This is a genomic window from Amycolatopsis sp. WAC 01376 (assembly GCF_003947415.1).
Taxonomy (GTDB): Bacteria; Actinomycetota; Actinomycetes; order Mycobacteriales; family Pseudonocardiaceae; genus Amycolatopsis.
Window position 1 is genome coordinate 203374 of record NZ_QHKL01000003.1, and the last position, 18235, is coordinate 221608.

An 18235-nucleotide genomic window follows, 5' to 3' on the forward strand; every position below is an offset into this window, starting at 1 on the left:
ACGTATGGTTGACTTAATTATCCACACGGTTGATAGTGGACGGCGGAGAGAGGAGAACCCATGACCACGAGAATCGCGATCATCGGCGGCGGAACGGGCGGGCTCTGCCTGGCGCACGGGCTGCGCAAGGCGGGAATCGACGTGTCCGTCCACGAGCGCAGCCGCACCCGGACCGAACGCCTGCAGGGCTATCGCGTGCACATCAACCCGCACGGCTCGGCCGCACTGCACGAATGCCTGCCGCCCGAACTCTGGGAACGGTTCTTGGCCACCGTCGGTACCACGAGCGGTCCGTTCACCTTCGTGACCGAGCGGTTGCGGGAGCTGATGGTGATCGACAGCGAACTCACGTCGAGCCCCGATCCCGCGTCGAACCACCACTCGGTCAGCCGGATCAGCCTGCACCAGGTGCTGTCCGACGGGCTCGACGGAGTTCTGCACCACGGCAAGGAGTTCGTCGGCTACCGCCGCGAGGGCGAAGCGGTCGTCTGCGAGTTCGCCGACGGCAGCACGGTCGAGGCCGACCTGGTCGTCGGCGCCGACGGGGCCAACTCCCGGGTTCGCGGACAGCTCCTGCCCGAAGCCGGCCGAGTGGACACCGGGATCGTCGCGATCGCGGGCAAGCATCCACTGAACGACGAGACCCGCAAGCGTTTGCCTTCCCGGCTCACCGACGGCCCGAGCATGGTGATGCCGCGAACCGGCGCGGGACTGTTCAGTGCGCCGCACGAGCTGACCGACGCTTCGTCGGTCAACGACGAGACCGCCGGCCACGACCCCGTCCTGTTCGACAACACCTCGAGCTACATCATGTGGGCGTTCGCGGCGGACAGCCGGCGCTATCCGGAGAACTTGTCCTCATTGGACGGTGAAGCGCTGCGGGCCTTGGTGCTGGACCTGATCGACGGCTGGGACCATGCGTTGAAGGAACTGGTCGCCGGCTCGCCCGGAGGGACCGTGTCCCGGCTGCCGATCTTCACCTCGAAGCCCGTCGAGCCATGGCCGACGAGCAACGTCACCCTGCTCGGCGACGCGATCCACAGCATGACCCCGTTCCGCGGCATCGGCGCGAACACCGCGCTCCGGGACGCGCAACTGTTGTGCCGCAACCTCATCGAAGCGCGGAAGACCGGCACGCTGCTTCCCGCGATCGCCGACTACGAGCGGCGAATGCGGGACTACGGCTTCGCGGCGGTGCGCGACTCGGAACGCAGCGCCCGTCAGTTCGTTTCGGAGAACCGGGCGGGTCGCACGATGGCGCGAGGGATGTTCCGCTTCTTCCAGGCGGTGCCTCCGTTGAAGCGCAAGGTCTTCAGCGACCACGGCGACTCATAGCCGGGCAGGGGTGGAGATGCCCAGCAGGGACAAACCCAGCGTCAAGGTCTTCGACGTGAGTTCGGCCAGCAGCAGACGAGAGTCGCGGACGCCGTCGCCTTCCGCGTCCAGCACCGGACACAGTTCGTAGAACCGCGAGAACACGACGGCGGTTTCGTACAGGTAGGTGCACAGCTTGTGGGGGAGATGCCCGGCGGTCGCCGCGCCGACCGCCTCGGGAAAGCGGGTCAGCGCGAGCGCCAGTGCCCGTTCCGCGGGATGGCCGAGCAGGATCCGCGCTCCGGTGAGGTCCTGATCCGCCCTCGCCAGCACGGAACGGATCCGTGCGTTGGCGTACTGCAGGTAGACCGACGTGTTCCCGTTCTTGGAGAGCATGCGTTCCCAGGAGAAGACGTAGTCACGCTCGCGATCGCCGGAAAGATCCGCGTATTTGAGCGCGCCGATCCCGACCGCCCTGGCGACCTCTTCCCGGACCTCGGGGGAGAGGTCGCCTCGGCCCTCGATCACCTCGGCGGCATGGGAAACCGCCTCGGTGAGCAGATCGAAAAGACGGACCGATTCACCCGCGCGGGTCTTCATGGCACGGCCGTCCTCGCCAAGCACCGAGCCGAACCCGATGTGCTCGGCCCGATGCTCCTCGCTGAGCCAGCCAGCGGCCCGGCAGACGGCGAACACCATCGCGAAGTGCTGTGCTTGTGGCGTTCCGACGACGTAGAGCAGATCGGTGACACCACGTTGTTCCGTCCAGTAGCGCAGGGTCGCGAGGTCGGTGGCGGCATAGCCGTAACCGCCGTCCCGCTTCCGCACGATGAGCGGCAGCGGCTCGCCTTCCCGGTTGCGGAAACCGTCGGGAAAGACGCAGACCGCGCCATCGCTGATCTCGGTCGACCCGGCGGTGGTCAGGTCGTCCACGACCGCGGCGAGAAACGGGCCGTAGAAGCTCTCGCCGTAGATGTCCTCGCTCGACAGGCCGATCCCGAGGAGTTCGTAGACCTGGCTGAAATGCCGGGTCGACTCGTCGACCAGACGCCGCCACAGCGACAAGGTCTCGTCGTCGCCGCCTTGAAGCAGCACCACACGTTCCCGTGACCGGGTCGCGAAGTCCTCGTCGGTTTCGAACTTCGACCGGGCGGCCCGATAGAAGCCGTTGAGGTCTCCGATCGTGTAAGGACCTGACGGGCGTTCGTCGAGCAGGTGCTCGATCAGCATGCCGAACGGAGTGCCCCAATCGCCGAGATGGTTGTGCGGGATCACTTCGTGCCCGGCGAACCGCGACAGCCGCGTGATGGCGTCACCGATGACGCTCGACCGCAGATGCCCGGCGTGCATTTCCTTCGCCACGTTCGGGCTGCTGTAGTCGATGGCGATCCGCCGCGGTCGCGGCGTCACCCCGACGCCCAGCCGTGGGTCACCGTTGAGCGCGGTCGTCCGCTCTGCAAGCCAGGACGAGCGCAGCGTGAAGTTGAGAAAGCCCGGCCCCGCGACCTCCGGCGGCTCGGCGATATCGGCGACGTCGAGCCGTGCCGCGATGTCGGCGGCGATTTCCCTCGGCGGCTTGCCGAGCCGTTTGCCCAGACTCATCGCCAGATCGCACTGATAGTCGACCCCGCTCTGCGAGGAGACCCGCACCAGTGCGGACGGCGGCTCGATGTCGGTGACGTGACGGAGGGCTTCCACCACGCGTCGCGCCAATTCCTCGCTCACATCGCCGAACAACACGGTGCCCCTCCTTCGCGCTCGTCGTAGGAGCGCGAGGGTAGCCACCTCACCGCGTTGTCGGCGACGGAGTTTTCAGCGCAGGTCGCTGCCCTTGGTCTCCGGCAGGGTCCGGATGACGAAGAACGCGATCGCCGCTCCGGCGGCCACGTACCAGAAGAACAACGTCGACAGTCCGGCGTCGGACAGCGCGGTGAGCACCAGGGGAGCGGTGCCGCCGAACAGCGCGACGGTCAGGTTGTACCAGGCGCCGATGCCCAGCCCGCGTAGTTCGGTGGGGAACAGTTCGCTCATGATCGCGGGCGCGATGGACGTCATCGCCGTGTACAGGCAGAGCCCGACGCAGAACACGACCAACAACCCCGGCAGTCCCGGCCGGACCAAAGTGGACAGTGGGACGATGAGGATCGCGGTCGCCGCCGACCAGAAGAGCAGCTGTGGTTTCCGGCCGAAGCGGTCCGACAACGCACCCATCGGGTATTGAAGCGCGACGAACAACGCCGTCGCGATCGACAACGCGAGGAACACGTCGACGTCGTCGGCCTTGCGGGTCTTGACCGCGAACGACGTCAGGGCACTGAAGAACGTGTAGTAGCAAAGGGTCGAGAGCATCGAGAAACCGACGAGCTGCACGACGGCCCGAGGGTGCTCGCGAAGAGTGGTGCGCAGCGGCCGTTCGACCCGGCGCGCCGTCGACTTCTTCGCCTCGAAGATCTCCGTCTCGGCGAGACTGCGCCGGAGCCACAGGCCGATGATGCCGAGAACGCCGCCGAGCAGGAACGGGATCCGCCAGCCGTACGCGGTCAGATCCGCCTTGGACATCGTCCGCGCGAGCACGAACCCGAGGATCGAGGCGAGCAGGACGGCGGAACCGGTCGAGATGTAGAAGAAGGCGGAGTACCGCCCGCGCCGGGTGGGCGGGGCGATCTCACCCAGGTACGCCGAAGCATTGGAGACCTCGCCGCCGAGCGACAATCCCTGCGCCACCCTCGCCAGCAGCAACAGGATCGGGGCCAACCAGCCGACCTGGTCGAACGTCGGCAGCAGGCCGATCGCCACCGAACCGCCCGCCATCAGCACGATGGTCAGGATCATCGCGGGCTTCCGGCCTCTGACATCGGCGAAGCGGCCGAGCAACATCCCGCCGAGCGGCCGGAAGAAGAACGCCAGCGCGTACGTGGCGAAGGTGTTGATCAACGCGAGGGCTTCGTTGCCCTTGGGGAAGAACTCGCTGGCGAAGTAGATGCTGAAGGTCGCGTAGATGGTCCAGTCGAACCATTCCAGCGCGTTCCCGACACTGGCGGCGAACAGTTTCTTCACCGGCAGCCGATGCTCTAGCCGCTCCGTCGTCGCCTCCGCCATCGGCACCTCCGTACTCGCGCGTGGACGGAACCTTGCCAGAAAGTTCCCGCGCGGGAAAGAACCTGTCGAATGCCGGGATCGGGCTCCTCGGTCACGAAGTGCTGGCGAGAGCGAACGGCAGCACCGCACGGGCTCCGGCTTGGCGGAGCAGACGCGCGGACAACGTCATCGTCCACCCGGTGTCGATGAGGTCGTCGACCAGCAGGATCGGGCCCTCGGCCGCGGCGACCTCGGCGGCGAGCTCGTCGGGAAGGCTGAGGCGTTTCCACAGATCGGCCAGCCGTTGCGCGCTGTTCGCCTGCCGCGGAGGCGGCCCCGCCGAGGTGATGGCGCCCAGATAGTCCAGCCGTCCGATCGAGGCCAGCTTCATCGCGAGACTGTGCACCAGCTGGGGCCGCGTGGCGGAGGGCACCTCCACCACCGCGACCGGACGTTCCGTCCACTGCCAGCCCTTGAGCACCTCGATACAGGCCTGGAACACCGGATCGGGGAGTTCGGCGTCCGCCGCGGCCGGGCCGACGAGTTCACGCAGCCGTGTGCCCCAGCCGACGTCGGTGACACGGCCGACGACCTGGCCGGTCTCGGCCTGCTCGCCTGCCGGCAGCCGTCCGGAAAGCGGGACGTCCAGCCCGGCCATCCCGGTCGGCCACATCTTCCGCGGCGCGACCTCGACCCCCGGACGGCGGAGCCGTTGCCGGGTGGCGTCGACGACGTCGTCGGAAATCGTGGTGTCCCAATGCTTTCCGGTGCAGTTGTCACAACGTCCGCAGGGAGTGGCTTCGGGATCGTCGAGCTGCTTGCGCAGGAATTCCATCCGGCAGCCGGTGGTCTCCAGGTACGCCAGCATGGCGTTCTGTTCGTTGGTCCGCGCAGCGCTCACTCGCGCGTAGCGTTCCTTGTCGTAGCGCCACTCTTCGCCGGTGCCTTCCCAGCCGCCCTTGACCCGGCGCACGGCGCCGTCGACGTCCAGCACCTTCAGGACCATCTCCAGCCGGGAGCGGGAGAGCTCGACGAACGGTTCGAGCGCCGGTGTCGACAGTGGACGGTCCGCGTACGCCAGCGCGTTGAGCACCTGGGTCACCCGAAGTTCGTCCGGGAACGCCAGCGAACCGAAGTACGCCCAGATGTCCTTGTCCTCGTGACCCGGCAGCAGGATCACTTCGGCGCGATCGACACCACGACCGGCACGGCCGACCTGCTGGTAGTACGCGATGGGGGAGGACGGAGCGCCGAGATGGACGACGAAGCCCAGGTCCGGCTTGTCGAACCCCATGCCCAGCGCCGAAGTGGCCACCAGTGCCTTGACGTTGTTGTTCAGCAGATCGTCTTCGGCCGCTTGCCGGTCCGCCGGGTCGGTCTTCCCGGTGTAGGCGGCGACCGGATAGCCGCGCTCGGTCAGCAGGCCGGCCACATCGTGCGCGGCCGCGACGGTGAGCGTGTAGATGATCCCGGATCCCGGCAGCTCCGCCAGGTGTTCGGCCAGCCAGGCGAGCCGGGCCTGCGACGTCGGCAGCTTGGCCACCGACAGATGCAGGCTTTCGCGGTCCAGGCTGCCGCGCAGGACGAGGGTGTCGCCCCCGTTGCCGATGCCGAGCTGCTCGGCGACGTCGGTCGCCACGCGGTCGTTCGCGGTCGCGGTGGTGGCGAGTACCGGGACGCCGTCGGGCAGATCCTTCAGCAGCGTCCGCAGCCGCCGGTAGTCCGGCCGGAAGTCGTGGCCCCAGTCCGAGATGCAGTGCGCCTCGTCGACCACGAGGAGGCCGGCCGTCGCGGTCAGCTTCGGCAGGACGGTGTCGCGGAAGTCCGGGTTGTTGAGCCGTTCCGGGCTGACGAGGAGGACGTCGACCTCGCCCGCCGCGATCGCGGCCTGGACCTGATCCCACTCCTGCGGGTTCGCGGAGTTCATCGTCACCGCGCGGATACCCGCCCGCGCCGCCGCGGAGATCTGGTTGCGCATCAGCGCGAGCAGCGGCGAGATGATCACGGTCGGGCCGTTGCCGCGTTCCCGCAGCAACGCGGTGGCCAGGAAGTACACCGCGGACTTCCCCCAGCCGGTGCGCTGCACGACGAGCGCGCGACGGCTGTGCGCGACCAGCGCTTCGATGGCCGTCCACTGGTCGTCACGCAGGCGGGCGCCGTCGCCCGCCAACGACTGGAGGAGGGTCTCGGCGCGGTCCCGGAGAGTCGATGTGTCCACGTCCCCACCTCTACCCCATGCCACCGACGAAGTCGCGATCGGCATGTCGTGAACGGACCGTTCATCCATGGAACGGACTGTAATGTGACCCAGATCACCACCGGTCGGTGGGTCCGGCGACCCGCGCGTGAAGCCGTGCGCGCTGTATAGGCTCACGACCCATGTCACCACGCAGGATCGGGGTCATGGGCGGCACGTTCGACCCCATTCACCACGGGCACCTCGTCGCGGCCAGCGAAGTCCAGTCCCGGTTCGCGCTCGACGAGGTCATCTTCGTGCCCACCGGTCAGCCGTGGCAGAAGTCCGACAGAGTGGTCACCCGGGCCGAGGACCGCTACCTGATGACCGTGATCGCGACGGCGTCCAACCCCGTGTTCTCGGTCAGCCGCGTCGACATCGACCGCGTCGGGCAGACCTACACCGTCGACACCCTGCGCGACCTGCGTGCGGAGTATCCCGACGACCAGCTGTTCTTCATCACCGGCGCGGACGCGCTCGAACAGATCCTCACCTGGCGCAACGCCGACGAGCTGTTCGACCTGGCGCATTTCATCGGCGTCACCAGGCCTGGCTACCGGCTCAATTCGCAGCATCTGCCGAGCGGGAAGGTGAGCCTCGTCGAGGTGACCGCGATGGCGATCTCGTCCACCGCGTGCCGTGAGCGGGTCGAGGCCGGGGAGCCCGTCTGGTACCTCGTCCCCGACGGTGTGGTGCGCTACATCGCCAAAAAGGACCTCTATCGGAAAGACCGGGGTTCCCCACCGGGTACCCTCGTCGGGCGCACCCGCGAGTAAAGCCATCTGTTTGAGGAGAACTGTGACAGCCACGTCCGAGGCACGAGAGCTGGCCGTAGCGGCCGCCCATGCGGCGGCGGACAAGAAGGCGAGCGACGTGGTCGTGCTGGACGTGTCCGACCAGCTGGTGATCACCGACGCCTTCGTTATCGCGTCCGCGCCCAACGAACGCCAGGTCGGCGCCATCGTCGACAACGTCGAGGAGCAGCTGCGGCTCGGCGGGCACAAGCCCGTCCGCCGTGAAGGCGCCCGTGAGGGCCGCTGGGTCCTGCTGGACTACGTCGACGTCGTCATCCACGTCCAGCACCAGGAGGAACGCTCCTTCTACGGTCTCGAGCGGCTCTGGAAGGACTGCCCGCGGATCGAGGTCGCCGGTCTGGCAGTGCCGGATCATCAGGACCCAGCCGAGGAGGACCCCGCCGACGCGCAAGGCGCCCCATGAGCCCGCGGCGGCTGGTGCTCTGGCGCCACGGTGAGACCGATTACAACGCGGCGGGCCGGATGCAGGGGCATCTGGACTCCGCGTTGACGCCGGTCGGCTGGAACCAGGCCAGGTTCGCCGTGCCCGCGCTCGCCCGGTTCTCGCCGGATCTGGTGATCGCCTCGGATCTGCGCCGCGCGACCGACACGGCCACCGTGCTCACGGAGGCCATCGGCGTCCCGCTGCGGATCGACAAGCGTCTTCGGGAAACCCATCTGGGTGAATGGCAGGGCTTCACCGGCCAGCAGGTCGACGAGTCGTACCCGGGTGAACGCGCACGCTGGCGCGTCGACGCGACATGGGCCCCGCCCGGTGGCGAGTCGCGGGTGGACGTCGCCGAACGCGCGATGGAGGTCGTCGCGGACCTGGACCTGCCCAATTCCGACGCGGGCGACGCCGTGCTGCTCGCCACGCACGGTGGCCTGATCATCGCGCTGACCGCGAAACTGCTCGGTCTCCCGGTCACCTCCTGGCCGGCGCTGGGCGGCATCGCGAACTGTCACTGGGTCGAGCTGACCCGGCGCGACGGCAACTGGCGGCTGGCCGCCTACAACGCGGGCATCACCGGCTGACCCATGGCCCCGCGCCTGCTGGTGTTCGGCGATTCCCTCAGCTTCCACGGCCCCGACGGCCCGCACGCCGCCGACGACGCGCGTCTGTGGCCCAACATCACCGCCGAAGCGCTCGGTGGCGTCGCGGACCTCGTCGCCGGGTTCGGCTGGAATGCCCGTGACGCCTGGTGGTCGTTGATCGGTGATCCGCGTGTCTGGGCCGACCTCCATCACGTCGACGCCGTCGTGCTGGCCATCGGGAGCATGGACACCCTGCCCTCGCCGCTGCCCACCTACCTGCGCACAGGTCTCCGCTATCTGCGGCCCGACCCGCTGCGACGCGTGGTGCGGAAGGCGTACCTGGCCGCTCAGCCCCGGCTCGCGATCGCACTCCGAGGTCGTCCGGTGGTCTTGCCGTCGAAGCTCACCGTCCAGTATCTCGACACCGCTGTCGGAGCCTTGCGCGCGCTGCGACCGGAACTGCCGATCTTCGGCATGCTGCCCTCCGTGCATCGATCCGACTCGTACGGCCGCGTCCACACCGCCCGCGCCGGTGCCGCCGCCGCCCTCGCCGACTGGGGCCGTCGCGCGGACGTCCCGCTGCTCGATCTCGAAGCCGTCGTCGGCGAACACGTGCTGAGCGGCCGGGGCAATCCGGACGGCATGCACTGGGGTTGGGAAGGACATGCCGCCGTCGGCGCGGAAATGGCCCGCCTGATGGCCCCGGTGCTCCGCCCCGCGGCAACGTAGGCTGGCTGCCGTGTCGGTCGCCGTAGTCACGGATTCCACCGCCCACCTGCCGGAAGGCTTCGCCGAACGGAACGGGATCCGGGTGGTCCCGCTGCACGTCCTCGTGGACGGTGTCGTCTTTCTCGACGGCGTCGAAATGGGGCCCGCGGCCTTGGCCGAGGCGCTCGGCAAACGCAGTCTGGTGACGACGTCCCGGCCGACACCCGCCGAGTTCGTCAAGGAGTTCCGGGCGGCGCTGGCCGAGGGCGCGGACGCCGTCGTGTCGGTCCATCTGTCCCGTGAGTTGTCCGGGACCTGGGAGGCGGCGGTGCTTGCCGCTCAGGAGGTCGGGCCGGACAAGGTGCGGGTGGTCGATTCACGCAGCACCGCGATGGGGCTCGGCTTCGCCGCCTTGCGAGCGGCGAGCGCCGCCGCGGACGGGGCGGATCCGGCCGAAGTGGAGGCCGCGGCGGTCGACGCGGTGAGCCGCTCGGAAACCCTGTTCGCCGTCGAGACCCTCGAATACCTGCGCCGTGGCGGGCGGATCGGCCCGGCCGCCGCCCTCCTCGGCACCGCGCTCGCGGTGAAACCGGTGCTCCACATATCCGAAGGCAGGATCCAGCCGCTGGAGAAGGTCCGGACGATGAATCGCGCCGTGGCTCGCCTGGTCGAGCTCGCCGTGAAGGCGGCCGAAGGTGGACTCGCCGACATCGCCGTCCATCACCTGGCTTCCCCGGAACGCGCCGTCGAATTGGCCAACCGGTTGGAGGAGGCCATCAGCTGCCCGGAGGGGTGCGTGGTTTCGGAGATCGGCGCGGTCATCGGGGCCCACACCGGCCCCGGTGTGCTCGGTGTCGTGATCCAGCGCGCGGGTTAGGGCAATCCGCCAGCTTCCCATACGGCACCGACGGAAACCGGTGATCCGGCCTCGGCAGGGGCCGAGTTGTCCACAACACCCCACTTGTCCACAGCCCCGGGATTTGCCACTGCCGCCCGCCATCCCCGCTCCGTAGCGTCGTTCACGTGTTCGACCAAACCGCCCGTCCACCGGGTCCCTCCGTCAACGCCAGGCTGGCGTGGCTGACCGCGCAGCTGTCGTCGCCCAGCCAGGGCCCGCCCGTGGGCAGGCTCGCCCGCCGCTGGGTGCCCGCCCGGTTCACGGCGGACGGGATCCCGGTGAACAGGCGGTGGTTCGCCGTGGTGGCCGTGCTGATCGCGGTGGCCGTGATCGTGACCGGCGCGATCGCCTTGTTCGGACACCGGCCAGGGGCGGAGACCGCGCCGCCCCTGCCGTCGGCGAAGGCCGCCGGAGACGCCCCCGCCGCCGCGGCGGCCAAGGCACCTCTGGTGGTCAGCGTCGTCGGCCGGGTGCTCAAACCCGGCCTGGTCACGATCCCTCCGGGCGCACGGGTCGCCGATGCCCTCACGGCGGCCGGTGGGCCACAGCCCGGAACGGATCTGACCGGGGTGAACCTGGCCAGGCGGCTCACCGATGGCGAGCAGGTGGCCGTCGGCGTCGCCGTTCCGGCCGCGGCCGGAACGGCGGCACCGGTGGGGCCGCTCGACCTGAACACGGCCACGGCCGAGCAACTCGACACCCTGCCCGGGGTCGGCGAGGTGATGGCGAAACGCATCGTCGACTGGCGGTCCGGGCACGGCGGGTTCACCAGTGTCGAGCAACTCCGTGAAGTAGAAGGGATCGGCGAATCTAAATTCAAGAAGGTCCGGGAATTGGTGTCCGTCGGATGAACCCGTCCGCCGATCCGTCCGAAGTGGACACCGCGTCGTGGCGAGGGCAGGACCTGCGGCTGGTACCGGCCGCGGCGACGGCCTGGCTCGGCACTCTTTCCGGGCTGCTGGGCGGCTGGTGGATCACGATGCTCTGCGGTGCGGTCGCCGTGGTGCTCGCGATCACCGCCGGTGTCCGTGCCCACCGGACGGCGTCCCGGTGGGTGGTTGGCCTCGGCGCGCTCGCGGTCCTCGGCGTGCTCACCGCCGGTCCGGTGGCGCTGCGGATCCGGGCCGCCGAGCACGACGACCTCCGTGCCGCCGCCGCACGGGGGAGCGAAGTCACCACGAAGGTGGTGGTCACCGAGCGGCCACGTCCGGTCCGCGGTGCCGGATACGCCGATCGCCGGGCAGGCACCCGCCTGGTGGTCATCGCCGCGACGGTGGACACCGTGGTGACGGGTGAGCGGGCGGTGGATTCGGCCGGCCGGATCCTCCTGCTCGCTCCCGCCGAGGGGTGGACGGACCTGCTGCCCGGGCAGCAGGTCACCGCCTCCGGGCGGCTCGCACCGGCGAAGGGGGCCGAGCTCACGGTCGCGGTCCTCTCGGTGCGAGGTCCGCCCTCGGCCCTCGGACCGGCGCCCTGGTGGCAGCGAGCCGCGGAATCGCTGCGCACCGGGCTCCGGGAGCTGTGCGCCGTCCTCCCGGAGGAGCAGGCCGGTCTGGTGCCAGGACTGGTCGTGGGGGACACGAGCACACTGTCCCCGAGGGTCGAACGCGAGTTCACGGACTCCGGCATGTCCCACCTGATGGCCGTGAGCGGAGACATTGTTCGTGCTACACATGGGGCATGTCAAGTGGCATCGTGCGCGTCGGCCAGTACGGCCGGGCCTCCCACCTCAACGAACGCTCCGTCGACGACCAGCTGATCGAAAACGATGCCTGGGTCGCGCGGGAGCCCACGTGGCGCACGGTCTGGGTCAAGCGCGACGACGGCCGCTCCGCTTCGAAGTTCGCCACCAAGGCCCGGCCGGGCTGGGAACAGGCGATGACTTCGATCGAGGCCGGGGAGATCGACCTGTTGCTCTGCTGGGAGCTGAGTCGCGCTTCCCGTGACCGTCGAGTCTTCGCCGCACTGTTCGCCGCGTGCGAGGAGAACGATGTCAAGATCGGCGTCGGCGGCCGGGTCTACGACCTCGCAGACGAAGAGGACGCGTTCCAGCTCGACCTGCAAGCCGCGCTTGCCGTTCGCGAGTCGGGCAAGACTCAACGCCGCGTGAAGCGCGGCAGCCGATCGTCGCTCGCCTCTGGCCGCCCGACCGGGAAACCCCCGTTCGGCTACCGCCCCATCCGCAGCCCCGAGACCGGGAAACTCGACAATTGGGTCGCTGACGAAGAAACGGCGCCGATCGTCCGGGAAATCGCGAAGCGCGCGCTGGCCGGGGAACCGCTGGCCACGATCGCCACCGACCTCAACGAGCGCGGCATCCGTACCCGCCCGACGAAGAAATTCCCTGAAGGCGCGCGATGGGACGGCATCCGCGTTCGGCGCGTGGCGATCAACCCGACCTACGCCGCGTATCGCGTGCACAACAACGAGATCGCCACTGGCGTGGAGGCCAGCTGGCCGGCGATTCTCGACGATGACGATGATCCCGGCGAGGCGCGCAAGAAGTCCCGCGATCTGCACGACCAGCTTGTCGCGAAGCTGTGCGACCCTCGCCGTAAATCGTACGCGGACGGCAGCACAAAGCATCTGCTCGTGAACATCGCACGCTGCGGAAAGACTCTGGAAAACGGCGAGATGTGTGGTGCCCGGTGCCGCCGGATCAAGAACCGCGGAACGCCCTCGTATGCGTGCGAGAGGAAGTTCTGCGTCGCCCGCACACAAGGGCTGGTCGACACGTTCGTCACCGAGGTCGTCATCGGCCGCCTGGAGCGCGAGGATGCCCTGGAGTTGCTGGTCCCCGACGAGAGCGGACAGGCCAACGCCGCACGGCAGGAAGCTGCGGTTCTGCGGGCTCGCCTGGAGAAGTTTTATAGCCGGGGCGCGCGCGGCGAGATTTCGGACGAGGGCGTCGCCCGGATCGAGAAGGAGTTGATCCCGCTGATCCGGGCCGCTGAGCGGCGCGCTGAGCAGCACGCTGCCGCCGCGTCCCCTCTGCTCGCACAGATCGCCGGACCGGGCGCGCGTGAGCGTTGGGAGCGGCTGACCGTTCCGCAGCGGCGCGAGGTGATTCGCGTGCTCGGCGTGCCGGTGATCCTGCCGACTGGGCGCGGCCGGTGGCGCGATCCGGCGGCGCTGGACTTCTTGTGGCACCACGAGGCGAAGTAACGATTTCGTCGCGACGGCAAGGGCTGCTCCCGCTGGGGGTGGCCCTTTTTCGTGCCCGGTTTCGTAAACGTGCTGGTCAGAATTTTCGAGCCGATTTCGGGGCGGCTAATAAATGGGTGAATTAATAGCCGCCCTCAAATCGGCTCGTATTCCCAATGCTGTTTACGGCCTTGCGGGTGGCCATTTAATGCGTTTAATCTGGAGTCACATCAACCGGCAATCGCAGCCGGGAATCCACCTTATTCGAGATGGTGAACCTTCATGTCTGAAAACGCCAGCAGTGCCGCGCGTGCGTTAGCGCGTAGGCGCTGGGACAACGCTGGGCCGCAGGAACGCCGTGCTCACGGTGCCGCCGTCCAGGACGGCCTCCGCCGCCGCTTCGCCCGCGAGATCGACCCGGAAGGCCTGCTCGACGCCGAGGAACTGGCCGTACTCGTCGAACAGCGACGGCACCGGCACTACGTCGAGATCGGCCGGAAGGCCGCTGCCGCAGCGTTCAAACGAGCCAAGGAGGAATGAGTCAGCCACCCGAGGAAATCAAGGACCGGCTGGCCGCGCGCATCGCCGAAGTCCTCGCAGCCGCACCGCCCCTCTCGGTGACGCAGAAGCAGAAACTCTCAGTACTTCTAAAGGGTGGTGCCAGGTGACCAACGACAAGAACGCCGCCCCGGCTGGTATCCGGGGCGGCGGGGGACCAGCTCGCAGGAAAAGTAGCGGTCGTAACGAGTCTAGCGTGTTGCGCCTCGTTGATGGACCTCTCGACCGAGAAATTGAGGCAACAATGGCGCGCCACCCTGCCGGGAAACGTTCCAAGTGCATCGGCTGTCACCTGGAGCGAAACGGCAGCCAGATGCCGAGCTGGCACCACAGCTGCGCCCGCAACCTGCCTATCCGGCGTGTCCTCGCCGAAGACTTCCGTGCCCTCGTCGACAACGGCGGCGAAGGCTACGAACGGCCCCTCACTCACCACGAGCTGACCGACTTCGCCCTTCAAGACGTTCTCCACGGCCGCGCCCGCGACCTCATCGACTCATGGGCCGAGATCGAGCCCACCGAGGACTACGGGATACGCCGCCGGTACTGCGCCACCGACGCCGACGACCCCGACGACTTCCCCCGCGTCGTCGTGCTCGACAACTGGACGTCGGTCAGCGGTGCTGCGGCACGCAAGTGGGTGACCCCGTGACCACCATCGACCAGTGGCGGGCTGCCGCGAACGCCGTCACCGTGCCCGGATACGGCACCCTGGCCCGCCCCGGCGCACTCGACGACCTCGCCGACCGACTTCACCTGCTCGCCGCACAAGAGGATCAGCTTGACGGCTTCCGCCGGATGTTGGCGCACCTCGCTTACCACGAGATCCCCAACGACGACTGGGCCCGTTTCGCACCGCTGCATCCCGCCACCGCCGGGCGCAACCCCGCCACCGTGCTCACGATGATCGCCGGTCGCATGGAGGACCGGGCACTCACCGAACTGGGCCTCGCCCGACGCATCGCCGACCAACACGGCGCAGACCTCGCGTGGAGCAGGAGTCTCGGCGGCTGGGCCACGTGGGACGGGAAACGCTGGCGCACTGACAACGGCGACCACCTCGCGCAAGGGCTCGCCGTGCGCACTGTCGACGCGCTCGCCCGCGAAGTCGTCCGGGCCGAGGCGGCGGCCAAGGTCGCCGCCGAAGACGCCGCTCAGGCCGACGAGGTCACGAAGGAGGCGGCCGCTGCCAAGGTTAAGAGCGGCGAGGCTCACGCCAAGGCCGTGCGCAACTTCGCCCGTGACGCACAGAAGGCGCGCACGATCGCCAACGCGCTTACCCTCGCCCGCTCCGAGGGGCTTGCCGTCGACGCCGAGCAGTTCGACGCCCGGCCCGAGCTGCTCACCGTCGCCAACGGCACCGTCGAACTGGGCGAGACCGCCACGGTGCGCGAGCACCGGCGCGCCGACCGGCTCACCCGCGTGGCCAAAGCGGCCTACGACCCCGACGCCACCTCGGCCGAGTGGGACGCCTTCGTCGCGCACGTCATCCCCGACGCCAAGGCGCGCGCCTATGCGCAAAAACTTATGGGGTACTCGCTCTTCGGGGAAAACAACAAGCGCAAACTGATCTTCCTGATGGGGCCGACCAGCAGCGGAAAAAGCACTCTCCTGAAGGTCATCGGCAAAGTACTCGGTGACTATGCCGGTCCCTTCGCCATCAGCCTGTTCGCCGGAAAACAGACCGACGCCGCCAGGCCCGACATTCTCAAAGCACTGCCTCGGCGCATCATCCACGCCGACGACCCGCCAGAGCGCTGGGTCATGTACGCCGACGAGATCAAGGCCTTGGCGGGCAACGTTAAACAAGAAGCGCGCCGGATGCGCTCCGACGAGTTCACTGAGCGGATTCCCGCATTCACCGGATGGATCGCCTGCAACAAGCCGCCGACCATCGTGGGCGCCGACCAGGCACTCTGGACCCGCCTCATCGCCATCCCCTGCGGCGATACCATCGAAAAAGAAGACACGTCCAAAGAGGCGCGGCTGGGCGGCGAACACGGCTCAGCCGTCCTTGCCTGGCTCATCGAAGGCTGGAACCTCTATCAGGCCGAGGGAATCGATGACATCCCCCACGCTGTTGTTGACGCAACTATGCGGCTTCGCGATAACCTGTCGCCCATTGACGTGTGGCTGTCCGAAGCCACCGAGAAAGACGCCGAATACATCACGCCCATGGGCGACCTCTGGGACGCCTTTAATGACTGGTGCGACTACGCGCGCATCAAGGACGACAAACGGCTCACCCTGACAGCGTTCGGACGCGGTCTCACCGACCGCGGATTCACCACGCGTCAGGTGGGCCCGAAGCGCGTCAAGGCGCGCACCGGGCTACGTCTGGTCGCCACCGAACACGCGGGGGGCACCGTCCTCTGACTGTTCCCAGCACATGCCCCCGAGATGCCGTCGATACGGCGTCCGGGGGCATTGTGCTGGGTGCGGGGTGAGCGGGTTTGAGCGGGTTGTGAGCGGGTTTGCCGCACAACCCGCTCACCCGGTTTCCGCAGGTCAGAGCACACTTCTGCGACCAGGTGAGCGGGTTGAGCGGGTTTTGAGTGGTTCAGGCCTATCGAGAATCTCCGGAGCGGGCTACTGCTTATGGGGCGCAAACGGCCGAAAACCCGCTCAACCCGCTCACCTCGCGTGCCTCCGTGCTCTGACCTGCGGAGACTTTGTGATCGTCGTCTGGGCAAACCCGCTCACAACCCGCTCAGGCCCGCTCGCGTCGGCATGTGGCCGGCGGGGTTCGTGCGGTACTGCTTGACACTGGCACCTTGACGTAACCGTCTAAACAGGAACGTCGGTTATGCTGATCTTGCGATGTTGTTGCTGGTCGGGAGGTCACGATGTCCGAGTTGATCGAGTTGCTGGACCACGTCGTCGCCCGCCAGGCGGTGACCTCTCGGCCGGGAGCGATCGGCACGAAGTCCGGTTTCGGCTCGGCGCCGCCGATCGACCTCGACGCGCTGGAGCTGCGTGACGCGCTCGCTGGCGCTGCCGGTCCGCGGTACTTCGAGCTGGAGGCGGCCGCCATGGCGCGGATCGAGCGGCCGCTGCGGGTTCCTCTCGGACTGTGCGAGTGCGGCTCGCCGGTCGTGTGCGAGTTCGACCGCGTGGCCGCGCAGTGCCCCGCCTGCGGCGAGTGGATGGACCGCGCGGAATCCGTTGCTGCTGCGCGGGATTACGTCGAAACCACATGGCTCACGCCCGTCGAGATCGAGCAGGAGACACGCACCTGGGGAACCCCGGTGTCCGCTGGTCGCGTGCGGGTCTGGCGGCACCGAGGGCGAATCAGTGCCGATCCGTATGGGCGCTACCGGCTCGCGGACGTCCTGGCCCTGATCGACGCAGCGGCAGGAGTTGCGGCCTAATGCGACCCGTGTTGCATTAGTTGTCGCGGTCGCGTACGTTTCAGCACGAGGCACCGTCGTGCCCGAAGATCCCAGTTGCCCGCTCGGGGGTTCCTGGAACGGCGAGACGACGGCCCGTGAAGCCCCTGAACGCGTCGGTGTTCGGGGGCTTCCTCTATGTCGGAGGTGGTGGCGATGTCGAGCGGCGGAACGAATCATCAAGCCTCCGGCGCCGTCGCGGCCAGGGCCGAACGCCAGGTGCGTGCCTTCGAGCTGTCGCTGGCGGGTCACAGTCTCCGCGCTGTCGCGGCGATCATGTCCGCCGAGGGCGAGCGCATCTCGCACGAATCGGTGCGTGGCCTGATCTCGGCCGAAGCCATCGAGCGCGTCGCCGGTCCGGCCGAGGAGTACCGGGCTGTCCTGCTCGCGCAGCTGGAGGACGCCCGGCGCGTCGTGCTGGCGAAGCTGGAGCTGATGCCCGCGCCCGTCACCGCGGGCCGTGAAGGCGGTGTGGTCTATGACCCCGAGACGGGCGAGCCAGTTCGCGACCACTCGGCGCACCTCGCCGCCGTGGACCGGCTGCTGCGGATCAACGAGCGGGTCGCCAAGCTGACCGGCGCCGATATGGCGCAGAAGATCGAGGGCAACCTCAACGCCGTCGTGACCGAAGTGCCGGCCGACGTCGCCGAGTTGATGCGGCAGGCGCGGGAGAGGAACGAGGCCCGGCGCGGCGAGATCAGCGGCGAGGCTGGTTAGGTCGCAGCTCCAGTCGCTCTCGGGCTGCGAACCACACGAACTCATCCGGACTGTCGCCATAGGGCATCTGCCCGCCGCCAGGCATCACGATGATGATCCGGTCAGCGCTGCGCACGTGCCATTCGTTGCCGGTCTGCGGATCGGCATAGATGCCCGGGACTGGCCGGAAGCGCTCGCGCAGCTCCTCCTTGGAAATACCGAGCGCGTGGGCGATGAGGGTCCACGGCTGGTTGTTGCGGACGCACTCGGCCAGGGCGTCCGTCCAGATCTGCTCGTCCTTCATGCCCGCCATCGACGCGACCGCGCTCAGGTGGCGTAGGTCGTGATCGGTGTCGGCAAGCGGCTCTTCGTTCTCGGTCATGCCGGT

The 18235-nt window shown here is 68.3% G+C and carries 18 protein-coding genes; 14 read left to right on the top strand and 4 right to left on the bottom strand.

Features of this window, described 5'->3' with window-relative positions; genetic code table 11:
• Positions 1–60 precede the first annotated feature (60 nt).
• Entirely contained in the window at positions 61–1335 is a 1275-nt protein-coding gene (locus tag DMH03_RS17620; RefSeq protein ID WP_125793120.1) for an NAD(P)/FAD-dependent oxidoreductase, read from the top strand.
• On the opposite strand, the gene argS is transcribed toward DMH03_RS17620, so the two are convergent.
• The 3 genes from argS to DMH03_RS17635 all read right to left on the bottom strand — a co-directional run bounded on the left by argS (position 1330) and on the right by DMH03_RS17635 (position 6610).
• On the bottom strand, positions 1330–3054 hold the full coding sequence (gene argS, locus DMH03_RS17625; protein ID WP_125793121.1) for an arginine--tRNA ligase: 1725 nt from the start codon (positions 3052–3054) through the stop codon (positions 1330–1332). The two genes, DMH03_RS17620 and argS, sit on opposite strands and share 6 nt — an antisense overlap.
• 72 nt (positions 3055–3126) lie before the next feature.
• Entirely contained in the window at positions 3127–4413 is a 1287-nt protein-coding gene (locus tag DMH03_RS17630; RefSeq protein ID WP_125793122.1) for an MFS transporter, read from the bottom strand.
• A gap of 91 nt (positions 4414–4504) precedes the next feature.
• A complete protein-coding gene (locus tag DMH03_RS17635) occupies positions 4505–6610 on the bottom strand; it encodes a RecQ family ATP-dependent DNA helicase (protein WP_125793123.1) in 2106 nt (701 codons plus the stop codon).
• 161 nt (positions 6611–6771) lie between these two features.
• Here DMH03_RS17635 and nadD point away from each other — a divergent pair, with 161 nt between their 5' ends.
• From nadD to DMH03_RS17700, 13 genes are all read left to right on the top strand, one after another.
• On the top strand, positions 6772–7404 hold the full coding sequence (gene nadD / locus DMH03_RS17640; RefSeq protein ID WP_125785921.1) for a nicotinate-nucleotide adenylyltransferase: 633 nt from the start codon (positions 6772–6774) through the stop codon (positions 7402–7404).
• A gap of 22 nt (positions 7405–7426) precedes the next feature.
• Positions 7427–7846 carry a ribosome silencing factor gene (gene rsfS, locus DMH03_RS17645; protein ID WP_125785920.1) on the top strand — a complete coding sequence of 140 codons (420 nt, stop codon included), beginning with the start codon at positions 7427–7429 and terminating at the stop codon, positions 7844–7846.
• The gene (locus tag DMH03_RS17650) at positions 7843–8457 is read left to right on the top strand and encodes a histidine phosphatase family protein (protein WP_125793124.1); all 615 of its coding nucleotides are present in this window, start codon (positions 7843–7845) and stop codon (positions 8455–8457) included. The genes rsfS and DMH03_RS17650 overlap by 4 nt, the downstream gene beginning before the upstream one ends.
• Positions 8458–8460: 3 nt before the next feature.
• The gene (gene octT, locus DMH03_RS17655; protein WP_125793125.1) at positions 8461–9186 is read left to right on the top strand and encodes a diglucosylglycerate octanoyltransferase; all 726 of its coding nucleotides are present in this window, start codon (positions 8461–8463) and stop codon (positions 9184–9186) included.
• Between the two features lie 10 nt (positions 9187–9196).
• Positions 9197–10042, top strand: coding sequence for a DegV family protein (locus DMH03_RS17660; RefSeq protein WP_125793126.1), 846 nt, complete (start codon positions 9197–9199; stop codon positions 10040–10042).
• A gap of 146 nt (positions 10043–10188) precedes the next feature.
• The gene (locus tag DMH03_RS17665; protein ID WP_125793127.1) at positions 10189–10914 is read left to right on the top strand and encodes a ComEA family DNA-binding protein; all 726 of its coding nucleotides are present in this window, start codon (positions 10189–10191) and stop codon (positions 10912–10914) included.
• Complete coding sequence (locus tag DMH03_RS17670) at positions 10911–11822, top strand: ComEC/Rec2 family competence protein (protein ID WP_233611547.1); 912 nt, start codon at positions 10911–10913, stop codon at positions 11820–11822. The genes DMH03_RS17665 and DMH03_RS17670 overlap by 4 nt, the downstream gene beginning before the upstream one ends.
• Positions 11744–13228 carry a recombinase family protein gene (locus tag DMH03_RS17675; protein WP_125793128.1) on the top strand — a complete coding sequence of 495 codons (1485 nt, stop codon included), beginning with the start codon at positions 11744–11746 and terminating at the stop codon, positions 13226–13228. Before DMH03_RS17670 ends, DMH03_RS17675 begins: the two co-directional genes overlap by 79 nt.
• A gap of 261 nt (positions 13229–13489) precedes the next feature.
• Positions 13490–13747, top strand: coding sequence for a hypothetical protein (locus DMH03_RS17680; RefSeq protein WP_125793129.1), 258 nt, complete (start codon positions 13490–13492; stop codon positions 13745–13747).
• 331 nt (positions 13748–14078) lie between these two features.
• Entirely contained in the window at positions 14079–14414 is a 336-nt protein-coding gene (locus DMH03_RS17685) for a hypothetical protein (RefSeq protein ID WP_125793130.1), read from the top strand.
• Complete coding sequence (locus DMH03_RS17690) at positions 14411–16138, top strand: phage/plasmid primase, P4 family (protein ID WP_125793131.1); 1728 nt, start codon at positions 14411–14413, stop codon at positions 16136–16138. The genes DMH03_RS17685 and DMH03_RS17690 overlap by 4 nt, the downstream gene beginning before the upstream one ends.
• Before the next feature lie 470 nt (positions 16139–16608).
• The gene (locus DMH03_RS17695) at positions 16609–17133 is read left to right on the top strand and encodes a hypothetical protein (protein WP_125793132.1); all 525 of its coding nucleotides are present in this window, start codon (positions 16609–16611) and stop codon (positions 17131–17133) included.
• 174 nt (positions 17134–17307) lie between these two features.
• A complete protein-coding gene (locus DMH03_RS17700; protein WP_125793133.1) occupies positions 17308–17868 on the top strand; it encodes a hypothetical protein in 561 nt (186 codons plus the stop codon).
• On the opposite strand, the gene DMH03_RS17705 is transcribed toward DMH03_RS17700, so the two are convergent.
• On the bottom strand, positions 17849–18229 hold the full coding sequence (locus DMH03_RS17705) for a hypothetical protein (RefSeq protein WP_125793134.1): 381 nt from the start codon (positions 18227–18229) through the stop codon (positions 17849–17851). The genes DMH03_RS17700 and DMH03_RS17705 overlap by 20 nt on opposite strands.
• Positions 18230–18235 lie beyond the last annotated feature (6 nt).